This window comes from Bradyrhizobium nitroreducens (assembly GCF_002776695.1).
Lineage (GTDB): Bacteria > Pseudomonadota > Alphaproteobacteria > Rhizobiales > Xanthobacteraceae > Bradyrhizobium > Bradyrhizobium nitroreducens.
The window spans coordinates 2713283-2730627 of sequence record NZ_LFJC01000003.1 but is presented as its reverse complement, the minus strand read 5'-3'; the positions used below and the strand labels follow the sequence as shown (position 1 = coordinate 2730627).

14 protein-coding genes are annotated in these 17345 nt (G+C 65.1%); 7 read left to right on the top strand and 7 right to left on the bottom strand.

What is annotated here, in order from left to right:
* Positions 1-10 precede the first annotated feature (10 nt).
* Both TSA1_RS13405 and TSA1_RS13400 read right to left on the bottom strand, forming a co-directional pair.
* Positions 11-1906 (bottom strand): extracellular solute-binding protein, encoded by a 1896-nt coding sequence (locus TSA1_RS13405; protein WP_100176784.1) that lies wholly within the window; start codon positions 1904-1906, stop codon positions 11-13.
* Positions 1907-2117: 211 nt separating this feature from the next.
* Positions 2118-2672, bottom strand: coding sequence for a c-type cytochrome (locus TSA1_RS13400; protein WP_100176783.1), 555 nt, complete (start codon positions 2670-2672; stop codon positions 2118-2120).
* A 234-nt stretch (positions 2673-2906) separates the two neighbouring features.
* On the opposite strand from TSA1_RS13400, the gene TSA1_RS13395 reads away from it, so the two are divergent.
* Entirely contained in the window at positions 2907-3647 is a 741-nt protein-coding gene (locus tag TSA1_RS13395; RefSeq protein ID WP_100176782.1) for a 3-deoxy-manno-octulosonate cytidylyltransferase, read from the top strand.
* Positions 3648-3684: 37 nt separating this feature from the next.
* A complete protein-coding gene (locus TSA1_RS13390) occupies positions 3685-4545 on the top strand; it encodes a prephenate dehydratase (RefSeq protein WP_100176781.1) in 861 nt (286 codons plus the stop codon).
* A 168-nt stretch (positions 4546-4713) separates the two neighbouring features.
* Here TSA1_RS13390 and TSA1_RS13385 read toward each other — a convergent pair whose 3' ends face one another.
* A complete protein-coding gene (locus TSA1_RS13385; protein WP_100176780.1) occupies positions 4714-5727 on the bottom strand; it encodes an LLM class flavin-dependent oxidoreductase in 1014 nt (337 codons plus the stop codon).
* Between the two features lie 396 nt (positions 5728-6123).
* Here TSA1_RS13385 and metF point away from each other — a divergent pair, with 396 nt between their 5' ends.
* Positions 6124-7044, top strand: coding sequence for a methylenetetrahydrofolate reductase [NAD(P)H] (gene metF, locus TSA1_RS13380; RefSeq protein WP_100176779.1), 921 nt, complete (start codon positions 6124-6126; stop codon positions 7042-7044).
* 6 nt (positions 7045-7050) lie between these two features.
* Positions 7051-10899, top strand: a complete 3849-nt coding sequence (gene metH / locus TSA1_RS13375; protein WP_100176778.1) for a methionine synthase — start codon at positions 7051-7053, stop codon at positions 10897-10899.
* 372 nt (positions 10900-11271) lie between these two features.
* Here metH and TSA1_RS13370 read toward each other — a convergent pair whose 3' ends face one another.
* Positions 11272-11901: a glutathione S-transferase family protein gene (locus TSA1_RS13370; RefSeq protein WP_100176777.1), complete on the bottom strand. Its 630-nt coding sequence runs from the start codon at positions 11899-11901 to the stop codon at positions 11272-11274.
* Between the two features lie 140 nt (positions 11902-12041).
* Positions 12042-12344, bottom strand: a complete 303-nt coding sequence (locus tag TSA1_RS13365) for an ArsR/SmtB family transcription factor (RefSeq protein WP_028177302.1) — start codon at positions 12342-12344, stop codon at positions 12042-12044.
* A 27-nt stretch (positions 12345-12371) separates the two neighbouring features.
* Here TSA1_RS13365 and TSA1_RS13360 point away from each other — a divergent pair, with 27 nt between their 5' ends.
* Together TSA1_RS13360 and TSA1_RS13355 are read left to right on the top strand one after the other, a co-directional pair.
* Positions 12372-13355, top strand: a complete 984-nt coding sequence (locus tag TSA1_RS13360; protein ID WP_100176776.1) for a threonine/serine dehydratase — start codon at positions 12372-12374, stop codon at positions 13353-13355.
* A gap of 11 nt (positions 13356-13366) precedes the next feature.
* Entirely contained in the window at positions 13367-13798 is a 432-nt protein-coding gene (locus TSA1_RS13355; protein WP_100176775.1) for a DUF6636 domain-containing protein, read from the top strand.
* A 144-nt stretch (positions 13799-13942) separates the two neighbouring features.
* Here the strand turns inward: TSA1_RS13355 and TSA1_RS13350 are convergent, their stop codons facing one another.
* Positions 13943-15472: an MFS transporter gene (locus tag TSA1_RS13350; protein ID WP_145984300.1), complete on the bottom strand. Its 1530-nt coding sequence runs from the start codon at positions 15470-15472 to the stop codon at positions 13943-13945.
* On the opposite strand from TSA1_RS13350, the gene TSA1_RS13345 reads away from it, so the two are divergent.
* On the top strand, positions 15422-16336 hold the full coding sequence (locus TSA1_RS13345; protein WP_100181107.1) for a LysR substrate-binding domain-containing protein: 915 nt from the start codon (positions 15422-15424) through the stop codon (positions 16334-16336). The two genes, TSA1_RS13350 and TSA1_RS13345, sit on opposite strands and share 51 nt — an antisense overlap.
* A 271-nt stretch (positions 16337-16607) precedes the next feature.
* On the opposite strand, the gene TSA1_RS13340 is transcribed toward TSA1_RS13345, so the two are convergent.
* On the bottom strand, positions 16608-17201 hold the full coding sequence (locus TSA1_RS13340; RefSeq protein ID WP_100176773.1) for a GNAT family N-acetyltransferase: 594 nt from the start codon (positions 17199-17201) through the stop codon (positions 16608-16610).
* Between the last annotated feature and the right edge of the window lie 144 nt (positions 17202-17345).

Here is a 17345-nt window from a genome sequence, read left to right as displayed (position 1 = left end):
ACTCGCTTCCTCAAGATCGTTTTCCGGCGCGCGCCGCCTTGTCCGCGTCGTACCACCACAACGCCGGCAGGCCAGACCGGCCGTATTTCGGCAGCGGCTCGGCATGGCTGAAGCGGTCCCAACGGGCGTAGCGCGAGAACGGATAGGTGAACTGGGGCACTACGTAGAAATTCCAGAGCAACACCCGATCGAGCGCACGCGTAGCGGCGACAAGACCGGCGCGGTCCTTGGCGAAGATCACCTTCTCGATCAAGGCATCGACGGCCGGGTTCTTGATGCCGATGGTGTTGCGTGCACCGGGCACGTCCGCCGTCGCCGAGCTCCAAAACTCGCGCTGCTCGTTGCCGGGCGAAAGCGACTCACCCCACTGGTCGATGATCATGTCGAAGTCGAAGCTGCGCAGGCGGTTCTGGTATTGCGCGTCATCGACCACACGAACCGACGTATTGACGCCGATCCGCTCCAGTGACGGCTTGTAGAACAGTGCGATTCGCTCAGACGAGGGTTCCTGCACCAGGATTTCGACCGTCAGAACCTTGCCCGACGCGTCGACCAGCTTGTGATCCCGCACCTCGAAACCGGCCTCCTTCAGCAACTTTGCTGCCTCACGCAGATTGGCGCGCACGGCTTCGGGATTGCCGCCGACCGGATTCTGGTACGGCGTGGTGAAGACTTCCGGCGGCACCTTGTCCCTTACGGTCTCGAGGATCTGCAGTTCCTCGCCCTGGGGCAGGCCGGTCGCCGCAAGGTCCGTGCCTTCGAAATAGCTGCTGATGCGCTTGTATTGACCGAAGAACAACTGCTTGTTCATCTCTTCGAAGTCGTAGGCATAGTTGAACGCGCGCCGCACCCGCGCGTCCTTGAATTGGGGGCGCCTGTTGTTGACGACGAAGGCCTGCATGCGGCCGGAATCGTTGATCGGAAACTCTTGCTTGATCACCCGCTTCTCGGTCACCGCCGGGAAGTCATAAGCCGTCGCCCACTGCTTGGCTGAGTTTTCCGCGATCCAGTCGGCCTGATCGGCCTTGAACGCTTCCAGCGCGACCTGATTGTCGCGGAAGAATTCAAAGCGCAGTTCGTCGAAATTGTTGGTGCCGATCTGGCTCGGCAGATTGGCGCCCCAATGATCCTTGACCCGCTCCAGCTTGACTGAACGCCCCGCCACGAATTCCTTGATCCGATAGGGCCCGGAGCCGAGCGGGATTTCCAGGGTGGTCGCGCTGACGTCCCGCTTGCGCCCCTGCGCGTCGGTGCCCTCCCACCAATGCTTCGGCAGCACCGTGAGTTCGCCGACGATGGTCGGCAATTCGCGATTGCCCGGTCCATCGAACGTGAATTTGACGTCGCGATCGCCGACCTTCTCCGCCTTCGTCACGTGGCGATAGTAGGACGCATACATCGGGCTCTGCTGCTTGAACGTCTCCAGTGAGAACATGACGTCTTCCGGCGTCACCGGCTTGCCGTCATGCCAGCGGGCTTCCTTGCGCAGGCGGTAGATCACCCAGGAAAAATCGTCCGGATGCTGTGCGGCTTCGGCGAGTTCACCGTACTCGGTCGCCACCTCATCCTGCGCCCGGGTCATCAGCGTCTCGTAGATCATCGCAGCGGCCGGGGCGAGTGAGCCCTTGATGCCGGCGACCGCGAGGTTGAAATTGTCGAACGTCCCGATCGAGATCAGACGGGCGACGCCGCCCTTGGGCGCAACCGGGTTGACGTAATCAAAATGCTTGAAATCGGCGGGGTACTTGATGTCGCCGAACAGCGACAGCGCATGGCGCCAAGGCAGCTCGTTCGAAGACTGCGCCTGCGCCGCACCGACGACGGGGAGTCCCGCTACGGAACCGAGGACGGGAAGCGCTGCGACAGCAGTGCCGGTGAGCAGGAGATCGCGTCGGGTAATGGCCAAATCAACATCCCTGTCTTGAAGGAGGCTACTCCTTTAAGTTCCCAATATAGGCGAGGTTTCGACCGAATATGTTGCTTTTTCCTCATCTTGGAAGGCCGGGCGGCCTGTCGGATGCGGCCAAACGCCCCGATAACGTCATCGCGAGGCCCTGATAAGGAAACGGCCAGGCTTCTCAGCCTGGCCGCGTATTCCAAGACAGGTTCTCGAAGCCTTACTTCGACGCGGTCGGCAGCGGCTTCGGATGCTCCGACAGCGAGTTCAGATAGGCAATGACGTCGGCGCGCTCGGAATCCTTGGGGATACCGGCGAAGCCCATCGCGGTGCCCGGGACGAAGCCCTTCGGATTGGCGATGAACTTGTTGAGATCGTCGAAAGTCCATTCGCCGCCTTTGCCCTTCATGGCGGCTGAGAAGTTGAAGCCGCCGCGGCCCTGGCCCTTCGGCTCACCCACGACGCCATAGAGGTTCGGACCGACGCGATTCGGGCCGCCCTTCTCGAAGGTGTGGCAGGCGCCGCACTTCTTGGCGGCGGCGGCGCCCTTCTCGACGGAGGCGGTCTGGAGCAGCTTTTCGATCGGCTCGGAGGCTGCCGCGGCAGCGCCGCCTTCCTTGCCGTGACCGGCATCTTCCTTCACGGCGATCTCGAAGCCCGGTTTTTCCGGCATCTTGGGCGAGAACAGCGCGCTCGCGGTGAAGCTCGTCACCAGCAGGATGAGACAGGTGCCGAGCACGGCACCGAGAATCTTATTGAGTTCGAAAGAGTCCATTTCCGGCCAGGCCCCACACCGCAAGAAGGATCGAGCGGCCGGGCGGCCGCCAGGACGAGCCTCGGGAGAATCAAACGTTCCTTATTGTTTCCCCGAGTTTTGCCATTGAGATATCGGTTTGCCCGGGGTCTGGCAACCCGTATAAGCGACCCCGCTTGCGGCCCGTCCCCACTCCATTTCTCGGCGCGGAAAACGCCCTGTTTCCAGGCTCTTGACCCCAGACCTTTGGACCCAATGATCGATCCCCGCATCCTGGTGCTGATCCCGGCCCGCATGGCCGCCACCCGCCTGCCCGGCAAGCCGCTCGCCGATATCGCGGGCCTGCCGATGATCGTCCATGTCATGCGCCGCGCCGAGGCCGCCGCCATCGGCCGGGTCGCGGTTGCGACCGACACGCCCGAGATCGCCTCGGTCGTGACGGCCCATGGCGGCGAAGCCGTGATGACCCGCGCCGACCACCCTTCGGGTTCGGACCGCATCCACGAGGCGATGCAGAAGCTCGACCCGAACGGCAAGGCCGAGATCGTGATCAACCTCCAGGGCGACTTCCCCACCATCACGCCGCAGACCATCCGCGAGGTGCTGCCGCCGTTCGACGACCCTGGCGTCGACATCGTGACGCTGGCCTCGCAGATCCACACCGAGGAGGAGGACCTCGCGCCCAGCGTTGTGAAGGCCGTGGGCTCACCGATCGGGCCGCGGCGGCTGCGGGCACTTTATTTTACCCGCGCCACGGCGCCTTACGGCAACGGACCACGCTACCATCACATCGGTCTCTATGCTTATCGCCGCGCCGCGCTGGAGCGATTCGTGTCGCTGCCGCCCTCGCCCCTGGAACGCCAGGAAAGCCTGGAGCAATTGCGGGCGGTCGAAGCCGGCATGCGCATCGACATCATGATCGTCGACAGCGTGCCCCGCGGCGTCGACACGCCGCCCGATCTCGAAACCGCCCGCAGCATCCTTTCCAAATCCTGAGCGGCTGCTACAAGGCGCCGCAGGAGCAATTCGAGACATGACCAAGCTGAAGATCGCATTCCAGGGCGAGCCCGGGGCCAATTCCCACATCGCCATCGTCGAGGCCTATCCCGACGCCGAGCCGATGCCCTGCGCCACCTTCGAGGACGCGCTGTCGGCGATCTCGTCGGGCGAGGCCGATCTCGGCATGATTCCGATCGAGAATTCGGTCGCCGGCCGCGTCGCCGACATCCATCATCTGCTGCCGGCCTCCGGCCTCTTCATCATCGGCGAATGGTTTCTCCCCGTGCGGCATCAACTGATGGCGGTGAAGGGCACCAAGCTCGAAGACATCAAGAGCGTCGAGAGCCATGTGCATGCGCTCGGCCAGTGCCGTCGCATCATCCGCAAGCTCGGCATCAAGCCGATCGTGCACGCCGATACCGCCGGCAGCGCACGCGACATCTCGGAGCGCAAGGACAAGACGGTGGCCGCGATCGCCTCCCGCCTCGCCGCCAAGATCTACGGCCTCGACATCCTCGCCGAGGACATCGAGGACGAGGCCCACAACACCACGCGCTTCGTGGTGCTGGCGCGCGAGCCGAAATGGGCCGCGCAGGGCTCGGGACCGCTGGTCACGACGTTTGTTTTCCGCGTGCGCAATTTGCCGGCCGCGCTCTACAAGGCGCTTGGCGGCTTTGCCACCAACGGCGTCAACATGACCAAGCTCGAGAGCTACATGGTCGACGGCAATTTCTTCGCCACGCAGTTTTACGCCGACGTCGACGGCCACCCCGAGGACAAGGGCCTCGCTTTCGCCATCGAGGAGCTGAAATTCTTCTCGCGCGAATTCCGCATCGTCGGCGTGTATCCCGGCCATCCGTTCCGCGCGACGTTCAGCGAAGCCCAGCAGGATTGATCCTTCACCCTCCCCTGGAGGGGGAGGGTCGCTACGCATGGAGCACAGCGCAATGCGTAGCGGGGTGGGGTGACGGTCTCTCCACGTCCAACAGTGCCCGTGAGGAGAGATCACCCCACCCCGCTCGCGCTACGCGCGATCGCCCCTCCCCCTCCAGGGGAGGGTAAGCTAAGCCGCCGCCTTAAGCCCGAACGCCTCCGCCAGCAGCGAGTACGATCTCTTCCGCGCGTCGTGATCGTAGACCGCCGTGATCACCATCAGCTCGTCCGGCTTGCTCGCCTCGATCAGCGGCTGCAGCTTCTTCTGCACCGTGGCGGGGTTGCCGACGAACAGGCGCGAGCGGTTGCGCAGGATCGAGGTGCGCTCGGCGTCGGAATAGGGATAGGCCAGCGCCTCCTCGACGCTCGGCAGCGGCAGATATTGTCCGCGGTCGCGGCGCAGGCGGTTGAGATCGAACGAAGAGGCGAGCCGTTCCGCCTCCTCATCGGTATCCGCTGTGATGACGGCGACCGCGAGGATCGCGTGCGGGCTTGCACGCCAGGCCGAAGGCTGGAAGCGGTTGCGGTAATGCACCATCGCATCGACCGCATCGTGGGACGCGAAGTGATGGGCGAAGGCGAAGCCCATGCCGACCTGGGCGGCCAGTTCCGAGGAATAATCGCTGGAGCCGAGCAGCCAGATCGGCGGCAGCTTGGTGTCGTCAGGCATGGCGACGACGTTGTGGTAGGGATGGCCTGCGGGGAATTCGCGCGTCTCCCACAGAATCAGCTCGTGCAGCCGCTCCAGGAAATCGTCGCCCTCGCGGCGGTCGAGCCGGCTCCGCAGCGCGTAAGCCGTCGCACCGTCGGTGCCGGGCGCACGGCCGAGCCCGAGATCGATGCGGCCGGGAAACAGCGCCTCCAGCATCTTGAAGCGCTCGGCCACGACCAACGGGGCGTGGTTGGGCAGCATCACGCCGCCGGAGCCGACGCGGATATGCTTCGTGACGGCCGCGATCTGGCCGATCATGACGTCGGGCGCCGGGCTCGCGACGGAGGCGAGGTTGTGGTGCTCGGCGAGCCAATAGCGGACATAGCCGAGGCCATCGACATGGCGCGCCAGATCGATGCTGTTGCGCAACGCCGCGGCGGGCTTGGTGCCTGATGTGACCACGGAGAGGTCGAGGACGGAGAGCGGGATCATGGCGGCGTAACCTAATGGAGAGCCAAGCGGCGACAATGGGTCGGCTACGCAGGTCTGGGGTGTGCGGGCCACGAGCCGACGCGGCGGGCCAGCGCGAGCCAATGGGCAGATTAACGTCTAGATAACGAACACTTTGGCCTGCCCATCGACAAAACTTTCCGCCATCCGACCCTGAATTTTATACAATTTCTTGATATATATAGGCTTTCAGATCGTTTTCAATTTCCCACTCGAACTGAAATTGAAGCAATAATTCCACATCATTTGGTAGAAGTGGGCCACTTCCCACCATCGATGGGCTGTCGATCACCCTGCCTTTGGCTTATCTTGGGCCTCCAAGCGAGACCTGACCGTCGGCCGCCGAAACCTGGCGATAAATCTGGAGCAAGTGGTGCCATGACCGATCTGACGATCCCCGCCCGGACCAACGGGCAAGACGGGCACCTGAAGCGGCCTGCGATCTCCTTTGAGTTCTTTCCGCCCAAGACGGAAGACATGGAGCGCAATCTCTGGGAGACCATCAACCGGCTCGCCCCGCTCGACCCGAAATTCGTCTCGGTGACCTACGGCGCCGGCGGCTCGACCCGCGAGCGCACCCATGCGACCATCGCCCGCATCCTGAAAGAGACTGCGCTGCTGCCGGCCGCGCATCTGACCTGCGTCGGCGCCTCGCGCGGCGAGATCGACGAGATCGTCGACCGCTATCACGAGGTCGGCGTCCGCCACATCGTGGCCTTGCGCGGCGATCCCGTCGGCGGCATCGGCACGCCCTACTCCAGCCATCCCGACGGCTACCAGAGCTCCGCGGACCTCGTCGCCGGGATCAAGAAGCGGCATGGCGACATCGAAGTGTCGGTCTCGGCCTATCCGGAGAAGCACCCCGAAGCGCGCGACTTCGACGCCGACATCGACACGCTGAAGGCCAAGGTGGATGCCGGCGCGACCCGCGCGATCACCCAGGTGTTCTTCGATAACGACCTCTACTTCCGCTATCTCGACCGCGTCCGCGCGCGCGGCATCGACATCCCGATCGTGCCGGGCATCATGCCCATGCACAATTTCAAGCAGGCGAGAGCCTTCGTAACGCGCGCCGGCACCACCGTGCCGGACTGGTTCGCCGCGAAATTCGAGGGCCTCGACGACGACGCCGAGACGCGCAAGCTCGTAGCTGCCACTGTTGCAGCCGGGCAGGTACAGAAACTGGCAAAACACGGCATCGACACCTTCCATTTCTACACCATGAACCGCGCCGATCTCGTGTTCGCGATCAGCCATTTGCTCGGCATCCGCGCCAAGAGCGCCCAGAAGGCGGCCTAAGACAGCATGACCGTACCCATCTCTCCGAAGCGAACTGCCCTGCTCAACGCCGCCCGCGAGCGCATCCTCGTGCTCGACGGCGCCATGGGCACGATGATCCAGAACCTGCAATTCGACGAGGCCGCCTTCCGCGGCGAGCGTTTCAAGAATTTTCATCGCGACCTGCGCGGCAACAACGATCTGTTGATCCTGACCCAGCCGCAGGCGATCGAGGACATCCACGCGGCCTATTTGCGCGCCGGCGCCGACATCGTCGCGACCAACACCTTCTCCACCACCTCGATCGCGCAGGCCGATTACGATCTCACCGACATCGTCCATGAAATGGCGCGCGAAGGCGCCCGCCTCGCCGGCAATGCCGCCCGCCGCGTCGAGGCCGAGGACGGCAAGCCGCGCTTCGTCGCCGGCGCCATCGGCCCGACCAACCGCACCGCCTCGATCTCGCCTGACGTCTCCAACCCCGGCTACCGCGCCGTCACCTTCGACGATCTGCGCAAATCCTATGGCGAGCAGATCCGCGGCATGCTCGACGGCGGCGTCGACCTGCTGCTGGTCGAGACCATCTTCGACACGCTGAACGCCAAGGCGGCGCTCTATGCCATCGCCGAGATCACCGAGGAGCGCGGCATCGACATGCCGGTGATGGTGTCGGGCACCATCACCGACAAGTCCGGCCGCCTGCTCTCCGGCCAGATGCCGGAAGCGTTCTGGAATTCGGTGCGGCACGCCAAGCCTGTTACCATCGGCTTCAACTGCGCGCTCGGCGCGGAAGATTTGCGCGCCCATATCGCCGATATCGGCCGCGTCGCCGACACGCTGGTATGCGCCTATCCGAACGCCGGCCTGCCCAACGAGTTCGGCCAGTATGACGAGACGCCGGAATATATGGCGCGCCTGGTCGGCGAATTCGCGCGTGACGGCCTCGTCAACATCGTCGGCGGCTGCTGCGGCACCACGCCGGAGCACATCGCGGCAATCGCAGCGGCCGTGGCCCCGCACAAGCCGCGCATCGTGCCCGAGATCGAACCGCGCCTGCGGCTCTCCGGCCTCGAGCCGTTCGTGCTGACGGACGCCATTCCGTTCGTGAACGTCGGCGAGCGTACCAACGTCACCGGCTCCGCCCGCTTCCGCAAGCTGATCACCGCCGGCGACTACACGGCGGCGCTGCAGGTTGCCCGCGACCAGGTCGAGAACGGCGCGCAGATCATCGACGTCAACATGGACGAGGGGCTTCTGGATTCGGAAGCCGCGATGGTGACGTTCCTCAACCTCGTCGCCGCCGAGCCCGACATCGCCCGCGTCCCCGTGATGGTGGACTCCTCGAAATTCTCGGTGATCGAGGCCGGCCTGAAATGCGTGCAGGGCAAGCCGGTCGTCAACTCGATCTCGATGAAGGAAGGCGAGGAGAAGTTCATCCACGAGGCCAGGATCGCCCGCCGCCACGGCGCGGCCGTCGTGGTCATGGCGTTCGACGAGGTCGGCCAGGCCGATACATTCGCGCGCAAGACCGAGATCTGCAAGCGCGCCTACGACATCCTGGTGAACAAGGTCGGCTTCCCGCCCGAGGACATCATCTTCGATCCCAACATCTTCGCGATCGCGACCGGCATCGAGGAGCACAACAATTACGGCGTCGACTTCATCGAGGCGACGCGCTGGATCCGCCAGAACCTGCCGGGCGCGCACATCTCGGGCGGCGTCTCCAACCTCTCCTTCTCGTTCCGCGGCAACGAGCCGGTGCGCGAGGCCATGCACTCAGTGTTCCTGTATCACGCCATCAAGGCGGGCATGGACATGGGCATCGTCAATGCCGGGCAGATGATCGTCTATGACGACATCGACCCTGAATTGCGCCAGGTGTGCGAGGACGTCATCCTCAATCGCGATCCCGGTGCGTCCGAGCGGCTGCTGGCGCTGGCGGAAAAATTCCGCGGCAACAAGACCCAGACCAAGGAAGCCGATCTCGCCTGGCGCGAATGGCCGGTGGCCAAGCGACTGTCGCATTCGCTGGTGCACGGCATAACGGAATACATCGAGCAGGACACCGAAGAGGCCCGCAAGGCGTCCTCGCGGCCGCTCGACGTGATCGAGGGCCCGCTGATGGCCGGCATGAACGTGGTCGGCGACCTCTTCGGTGACGGCAAGATGTTCCTGCCGCAGGTGGTGAAGTCGGCCCGCGTGATGAAACAGGCGGTGGCCTGGCTGATGCCGTTCATGGAGGAGGAGAAGGCGCGCAACCTCGCCAACGGCATCGGCACCGAGGGCTCCTCGTCCGCCGGCAAGATCGTGCTCGCGACCGTCAAGGGCGACGTCCACGACATCGGCAAGAACATCGTCGGCATCGTGCTCCAGTGCAACAATTTCGAGGTCATCGACCTCGGCGTGATGGTGCCGGCCGCCAAGATCGTCGAGACCGTGAAGGCGGAGAAGGCCGACATCGTCGGTCTCTCGGGCCTGATCACGCCCTCGCTCGACGAGATGGCGTTCTTCGCCGGCGAATTGCAGCGCGAAGGCCTGAAGCTGCCGCTCCTGATCGGCGGCGCCACCACCAGCCGCGTGCACACCGCCGTGAAGATCGACCCGAGCTATCGCGCCGGCCCCGTCGTCCATGTCAACGACGCCAGCCGCGCCGTGGGCGTCGCCTCCTCGCTGCTCTCGCCCGATAAGCGCGAGGCCTATGCCGCCGAGGTGCGCGCCGAATACGCAAAAATCTCGGAGGCGCATCTGCGCGCGCAGGCCGACAAGAAGCGACTGAAGCTGGAGGCCGCCCGCGCCAACCGCGTGCCGGTGGACTTTGCCAAGAACACGCCGGTGAAGCCGACCTTCCTCGGCACCAAGAGCTTCGACGACTACGATCTCGCCGAGCTCGTGCCTTACATCGACTGGACGCCGTTCTTCCAGACCTGGGAGCTCGCCGGCCGCTTCCCCGCCATCCTCGACGACGCCAAGGTCGGCGAGGTCGCACGCTCGCTCTATGACGATGCACGCAAGATGCTCGACACCATCGTCAAGGAGAAGTGGTTCCGGGCGCGCGCGACGATCGGGTTCTGGCCGGCCAATGCCGAGGGCGACGACATCGCGCTTTATGCCGACGAAACCCGCACGAAGAAGATCGCGACGCTGCACACGCTGCGTCAGCAGCTCGAGAAGCGCGAGGGCCGCTTCAACGCCGCGCTCGCCGACTTCGTCGCGCCCGCGGGCGTGCCCGACTATGTCGGCGGCTTCGTCGTCACCGCGGGGATCGGCGAGGATGCCGTTGCCGACCGCTTCAAGATGGCCAACGACGACTACTCCTCGATCCTGTGCAAGGCGCTGGCCGACCGCCTTGCGGAGGCCTTTGCCGAGCGCATGCACGCCCGCGTGCGCCGCGAGTTCTGGGCCTACGCACCGGACGAGGCCCTCTCCAACGACGAGATGATCCTGGAGAAGTACTCTGGCATCCGCCCCGCGCCCGGCTATCCCGCGCAGCCCGACCACACCGAGAAGGCGACGCTGTTCGAGCTGCTCGATGCGGAAGCAACCTGTGGCGTCAAGCTGACCGAGAGCTTTGCGATGTGGCCGGGCTCGAGCGTGTCCGGGCTCTATTTCGCTGCGCCTGAGAGCTACTATTTCGGCGTCGGCAAGATCGAGCGCGACCAGGTCGAGGACTACGCCGCGCGCAAGGGCATGACAGTGGCCGAGACCGAGCGCTGGCTCGCGCCGGTGCTGAACTACATCCCGTCGCAACAGACCGACAAGGCCTTCGCGGCAACGCCGGCGAACGACGAGCCCCCGGCGGATCTCGCCTCGCATCCGCCGGGCTGCACCTGCGCGGTGCATCTGGTCTGGCAGAAGAAGCGCGCGGGGGCGGTGTAGGCCGCGCTCCAAAGCAAAAGTTGCGAAAACAACCCCATGCACAGTAGCCATGGGGTTGAAAGGGTTGAGCAATTTTTGCATGGCGTCGGGCGCGGTTTGCGACGTCGGGCAAAACAGGGGTATTGTTGCATCATTGGCTGCTGTGGCCACTGAAGCAGCGCCGGCAGCGGATTGCTATTTCACTCTTCCTACGCGCACGGTGCCCATCCTCCCCTGGAGGGGGAGGATCGGTCCACATGCAGCGAAGCGGAATGCGGACCGAGGTGGGGTGACGGTCTCTCCACATCCAACGCTGCCCGTGCGGAGAGATCACCCCACCCCGCTCGCGCTGCGCGCGATCGACCCTCCCCCTCCAGGGGCGGGTAAGAAACCTCACCCCTTCGGCGGGGCCAGCGGCTGCACGACCTCCTGGAACGGGGCCAACGCCTCGCAACGCTCGGCATGTGCCGCGAGCGCCGGATAGCGCGAGGCGTCGAACAGAAGCGGATGCGCCTCGCGGGTGAAGCGGACGACGCAGGCGACCGCGACATCGGCGTGGCCGATGCGATCACCCAGCCAGTACGGCGTGGCCACCCTGGCGCGCTCGGCCTCCAGCACCTTGAGCACGTCGCCGATCTGCGCCTGGCAACGCTCGACCCACAACACGAGCTGCTCCTTCCGTAGCACGCGCTCATAGAGCAGGCTGACCGCCTTGTCGCCGAGACCTGAGGCGAGCGCGCAAATGCGCAAATGCTTGCGCCGCTCGGCGCCGCTTCGCGGCAGCATCGCCTTGTCCGCGCCGACGCGCTCGTCGAGATAGTCGAGGATGATCATGCTCTCGATCAGCGCCTCGCCGTCGTCGAGCACCAGGGTCGGCACGCGCCGCAACGGGTTGTACGGCGCGATCTTGTCGGCATCGCCGAAAGTCGACCATGGCTTGTGCTCGAAAGCGATGCCGTAAAGCCGCAGCGCAATCGCGACGCGGCGGACGAAGGGGGAATCATATTGGCCGATCAGGAACATGGTTCTCGCTCTTCTCAGTCGTGGGACCCGGCAGGGCCGATCAGTCTCCACGACCGGCTCGGTGCGGCGCAACAAGAATCTCGGAAATGGAGCATTGCGCCGGCTGCAACGTCGCCCGCGACCACCTCAGGCGCTACCCGTCAAAGGCCGTCCTGGATCGAGCGCTTGATCGCGGCGATGGCCGTCTCGTTGCGCTTGTACATCGTCCACTGCTTGATCCGCTTGGCGCGCACCAGCTTGGCCGCCGTCAGCACCCGCATGTGCTCGCTCACCGTGGGCGCGCTGACCCCGAGCTTCTCGGCGATCAGCAATCCGCAGACGCCGTCCTCGACCAGGTCGCCATCGGCCTGCTCGCGAAAATGCCGCCGCGGATCCCGCAGCCATTCCAGGATCTGCAGGCGGCGTTCATTGGCGAGCGCGCGCAAGGCAACGGCGAACTTCATTTAGTTATTTTGCTAATTACCTAATTGATGTCAACTCTCCCATGCGCTAGTCTGGATTGCGTCATGACAGCAACCACGGACATCACGCGGGAGCGGATTGCGGCGACCGAGACGGTCATCCGTCCGCATCTCAGGCGCACACCGCTGCTTCGGGCCGATCTCGCCGATTTCGGCCTGCCCGCCGCGCCCGTCACGTTCAAGCTCGAGATGCTGCAGCATTCCGGATCGTTCAAGGCGCGCGGCGCCTTCGCCAATCTGTTGCTGCGGCAGGTGCCGGAGGCCGGCGTCGTCGCCGCATCCGGCGGCAATCACGGCGCGGCCGTCGCCTATGCGGCGCAGCAGCTCGGCATTCCCGCCGCGATCTTCGTGCCTGACATCACCTCGCCGGCCAAGGCGGAGCGGATCAGAGGATATGGCGCAAAGCTCGTGATCGCGGGAAGCCGCTACGCCGATGCGCTCGCCGCCAGCGAGGCGCATGTCGTGCAGACCGGCGCGCTGGCCGTCCATGCCTACGATCAGGCCGAAACCCTGCTGGGCCAGGGCAGCGTCGGCCTGGAGCTGGAGCAGGATGCTCCCGGCATCGACACGCTGCTCGTGGCGGTTGGCGGCGGCGGGCTGATCGGCGGCATTGCGGCGTGGTACGCCGGCAGGACGCGCATCGTGGCGGTCGAGCCTGAGCAATCGCCCACCCTGCACGCCGCGTTCGAAGCCGGCGCACCGGTCGATGCGCCGGCCGGCGGCATCGCCGCCGACAGCCTTGCGCCGCGGCGCGTCGGCGAGCTGATGTTTCCGGTCGCGCGGGCTCATGTCGAGCGCGTCGTCCTGGTCAGCGACGATGCGATCCGGCAGGCCCAAGCAGCCCTGTGGTCGCGCCTGCGTCTCGTGGCCGAGCCGGGCGGCGCAGCGGCGTTTGCCGCGCTGCTCTCCAGCCGCTATCGTCCCTCACCCGCCGAGCGCGTCGCGGTTCTGCTCTGCGGCGCCAACACCACGGCGGTGAATTTCGACAGCTGAGCGGGCATGGCATGAAGGCAACACGCAGACTGATGCTGATATCGATCCTGTTGCCGACGATGGGTGCCGCCCACGCCCAGGACAGCCCGATCGGCTTTCTGACACCGTCGAAGAACATTGCCTGCCAGTTCTTCACCGATAACGGCCAAGCCAACGATAGAGGTGTGCTCCGCTGCGACATCATGAACATGGACGCGCGCCCGCGCCGCCCCGCCGACTGCGACCTCGATTATGGCCACGCCTTCGAGATGAGCGCGAAGGGCGCCGCGGGGCGCATCTGTGCCGGCGACACCGTGATGGACGCCTCGCTGCCGGTGCTGGCCTATGGCGAGATCTGGCAGCGCGGGGGATTTACGTGCAGGTCGGAGCAGACGGGATTGACGTGCTTCAACGCGATGCAGCGCGGGTTTTCGCTGGCGCGGGGGAAGCAGGAGGTGTTTTGAGGCGAAAGGCCGTAAGCCTTCCTGCGGAGCGTTGGCAGAGGCAATGAAATCGTGCCCTTGACTGACGAGGATCGACACGATTGGGAAGACGATCACTCCGGCGCAACATGGAGGATGCCGCAGCCAGAGCCATATTTCATGCGCTCACCGATCGGCGGGAAGCAGGAAGATTGCTGCAAGAGCGCCCAAGACTGCTATTGACGCCGCGGTCGCAAAGATAGCCTCGAAGGCATGCCCGCCACCAACTACGGCCAGCGCAGCGATCCCAAGCGCGAAGCCACCCTGCCGCGCCACGATCGTCATGGCAGAGGCCATGCCGGAACGGTCTGCCGGGGCGAGCGCAAGCAGGGCACCCGAAAGTTGCGGGTGGGCGAGCGCCGCGCCGCTGCCGATGACGACCATGCCCGCGAGCATAAGGCCGAGGGTCTCGGCCGTGTCAGTACGCCAGAGGGATGCAAGCAAAAGGAGGTTACCGACTGCGAGTATTGCGAGAGAATGCGCGAAGTGCCAGCGCCAACCTATGCGCATGACGAGGTGGCCGCCAATTGGCGGTACGATGAGCATCGGCGCCGTTGCAGCAAGCAGCGCGAGGCCAGTACGATCGGCGTGCCACCCGAATGCGCTCTGCATCGCCGGCGGCAGATAGACAAGGATGGCCCAGTAGCTGACGGAGACCGCAATCAGCAGCAGGCCGACACCGATCATCGCGGGTGTCCCGAACACGGCCGGGTCGAGGAGCGGCACGACGCATCGACGCTGTTGAAGGGCGAAGCCTGCCAACAGCAGAAGCGCCGCGCCGCCGAGGCTCGCGGCACCGATCATATCGACACGTACGCGCAACGTCGCGTCAATCAGCAGCGCGAGTGCCATCGTCAACAGGACGACGCCGACAATGTCGAGCGAGCGCTTCTCCGCGGCTTGGCCCTCGACGACGAGCCGCGGCACCGCAATGGTGAGAGCCACGCAGAACGGCACGTTGATGAAGAAAATCCAGCGCCACCCGGTCCAAGCCGTAATCACGCCACCGAGCGTCGGCCCCACGGCCATTCCAACACCGGAGACGACGCCCATCAAGGCGAATACGCGCGCTCTGACGGCGGCATCCGGGAACGCGCTGGCGACGAGCGCCAAGGCGCCTGTGACGACGAACGCTGCGCCAGCGCCTTGCAGACCTCGGGCAAGCCACAACGACGGACCGTCCCAGGCAAGGCCGCAAGCAAGGGAAGCGACAAGGAATATCGCATTGCCGGCCAGCAAAGCGCGGCGGCGACCAAAGCGATCGGCGATTGCCCCAGCCGCCAGCAGCATGCCCGTGAAAGCGAGCGAATAGGCATCGATCACCCAGGCCGTCGCGGCCATGCCGAAGTTGAGGGTATGCTCCATCGCAGGCAGCGCGACGACGACGGCCGTGACGTCGAGATTGGTGAAGAACGCACCGAGGCCGAGTGTCAGGACAACGGAAAGATCACGAGCGCATAAGGAGGGGGCCGTCTTCACAAATCCTCTGCCGAGCCGGGAAAGTGCCGCGCAGAAGCGCTGCGATGCCCGCTTGTTATCATCGGCTTGCGCCCTCGGCGTATGCCGAGTGTTCAATTCAGCATGAATCTCCTTCATAATGTCGACATGACCGCTCAGCCTCCATTCGATACCCTGATTGCCTTCGAAGCCGTGCACCGTCTCGGCAGCGTCACCGCCGCAGCAAGCGACCTCGGTGTGACGCAGAGCGCAGTGAGCCACCGGTTGCGCCGGCTGGAAGACTTCATGGGTTTGCCACTGCTGATGCGGACTTCGGGCGGCATGCGCCCGACTCCCGCCGGTGAAGCGCTTGCATCCGGCCTCGCGGAACTCCTCACCGGCCTCGGAGAGCTACGCGCACGATGCCGCGCTGCCGCCAGCAATGGCCCGCTGCGCGTCGGCGTCAGTGCGGCGCTTGCGGACTATTGGCTCGTCGCACGCCTGCCGATGTTCAAGGCCTCATCGACACCGATCGAACTGATCATCGTCGAGAGCACGGCGCAAGCGATCCACCTCGATCTCGACATCACGATCCATTGGCTCCTCGAGGGCGAGGCACGCGAGACCTCGACGCAGCGCGTGTTGTTCCGCGAGCAGGTCTTCCCCGTCTGCCACGCGCAACTATTGCCGTCGGCGCCGCTCGACGACCCGATGCGCATTGCCGCGCTGCCGCTGATCCATAAGGGGGCTGGCGCAGACGCGAACGCGGGAACGGAGTGGTCCTGGGCGACGTGGTTCGCGCGACTTGGCCTCGATGCGCCGCCGCCGGTTGGACTACGTTACGCCAACATGGCGACAGCGATCGGTGCCGCACTTCAAGGCAGCGGCGTCGTGCTGACGCGCTCACTCCTCGCGCGCGACGCGCTTATCGACGGCCGCCTCGTGCGCGTGCTGCCTGAGACCTGGGACATGCCGTCGACGAAGGTACACCTCGTGCGTTGGCCCGCGGTCTTGGCAAGTGATGCTCGGGTGAAGGCATTCGTTGCATGGCTTTTGGACGAGGCTGACGAATGCGTCCAATAGGAGGCCCGCCCGGCACCGTCGCACATTGACGCGCTGACGGCCGCGTCGGCACGCTGTCGTTGCGAGCCAACGGGTCCGCGCATAGCGCGGCCCGATGCCGGGCTCCGCGCAGCAATCCGGAATCAGTCCACGGAGGCAACCTGGATTGCTTCGTCGCCAGAGCTCCTCGCAACGCGCTGTGGAGACAGCGCATGAGCGAGCCGACATGCGGGGATTTTTGTGAGCACTTCCCCGGATATCGCTTCGCTCATCCGGGCTGCGAGCTCGCACGCTATCCGATGATCGGCACATGCCTTGCCGCATCGCGCGGCGCGGTGCCGTCGAGGCGGGGATCGTCGGCGATCTCGATCTGGCGGCGGAACGGGCGGAAGCCGGAGCGCTGGTAGAAGGCGACGGCGGAGGGATGGTCGAGCGTGCAAGTGTGCACCCAGACGCGGCTGACGTCGCGCGACCAGGCCCGCTCCAGCGCGCGGTTCATCAGGAAGCGGGCGGCGCCGGTGCCGATCAGGCGACCCGTGACGCCGAAATAACCCAGCTCGCACTGGCCGGGTTCGCGGAAGTCGAGTTCGAGCAGGCCTTCGTCGCGGCCGTCCAGGGCCAGGGCGTAGACCTCGACCTCAGGCGCGTGGATGATCGCGGCGAGCTCGGCATCGCTCATGCGGGCGCGCGAGAACCACAGCCAGTCCTCGCCGACGCGGCGGAAGAGATCGCGGTACCAGGCAAGCGCGGGCGCATCGACCTTGCGCAGCGACCACGCACCCGGCGGATCGTCGCGGCGCGCGGGAGGCGCCGTCATTTCCAGATGGGTGACGACGGAGGCGATCTTGCCGGCGGGAACGTCGGAATAGCCGTCGGGGAGGATCATGGTTGGTTGCTTCCTTCGTTATAGGCAAGCGGGCGAGCCGTGCCGATTTAAAGAACGACGGGGGCTCAATACTCCGTCATTGCGAGCGCAGCGAAGCAATCCAGGATCTTTCCGCGGAGGGACTCTGGATTGCTTCGTCGCAAG

Excerpts from the sequence above, each read along its gene's own strand:
- TSA1_RS13345 (WP_100181107.1), top strand. The coding sequence starts at position 15,422 with ATGACCGCTCAGCCTCCATTCGATACCCTGATTGCCTTCGAAGCCGTG.
- TSA1_RS13385 (WP_100176780.1), bottom strand. The coding sequence starts at position 5,727 with ATGATCCCGCTCTCCGTCCTCGACCTCTCCGTGGTCACATCAGGCACC.
- TSA1_RS13365 (WP_028177302.1), bottom strand. The coding sequence starts at position 12,344 with ATGAAGTTCGCCGTTGCCTTGCGCGCGCTCGCCAATGAACGCCGCCTG.
- TSA1_RS13400 (WP_100176783.1), bottom strand. The coding sequence starts at position 2,672 with ATGGACTCTTTCGAACTCAATAAGATTCTCGGTGCCGTGCTCGGCACC.
- TSA1_RS13395 (WP_100176782.1), top strand. The coding sequence starts at position 2,907 with ATGATCGATCCCCGCATCCTGGTGCTGATCCCGGCCCGCATGGCCGCC.
- TSA1_RS13370 (WP_100176777.1), bottom strand. The coding sequence starts at position 11,901 with ATGTTCCTGATCGGCCAATATGATTCCCCCTTCGTCCGCCGCGTCGCG.
- TSA1_RS13390 (WP_100176781.1), top strand. The coding sequence starts at position 3,685 with ATGACCAAGCTGAAGATCGCATTCCAGGGCGAGCCCGGGGCCAATTCC.
- metF (WP_100176779.1), top strand. The coding sequence starts at position 6,124 with ATGACCGATCTGACGATCCCCGCCCGGACCAACGGGCAAGACGGGCAC.
- TSA1_RS13360 (WP_100176776.1), top strand. The coding sequence starts at position 12,372 with ATGTCAACTCTCCCATGCGCTAGTCTGGATTGCGTCATGACAGCAACC.
- metH (WP_100176778.1), top strand. The coding sequence starts at position 7,051 with ATGACCGTACCCATCTCTCCGAAGCGAACTGCCCTGCTCAACGCCGCC.
- TSA1_RS13340 (WP_100176773.1), bottom strand. The coding sequence starts at position 17,201 with ATGATCCTCCCCGACGGCTATTCCGACGTTCCCGCCGGCAAGATCGCC.
- TSA1_RS13355 (WP_100176775.1), top strand. The coding sequence starts at position 13,367 with ATGAAGGCAACACGCAGACTGATGCTGATATCGATCCTGTTGCCGACG.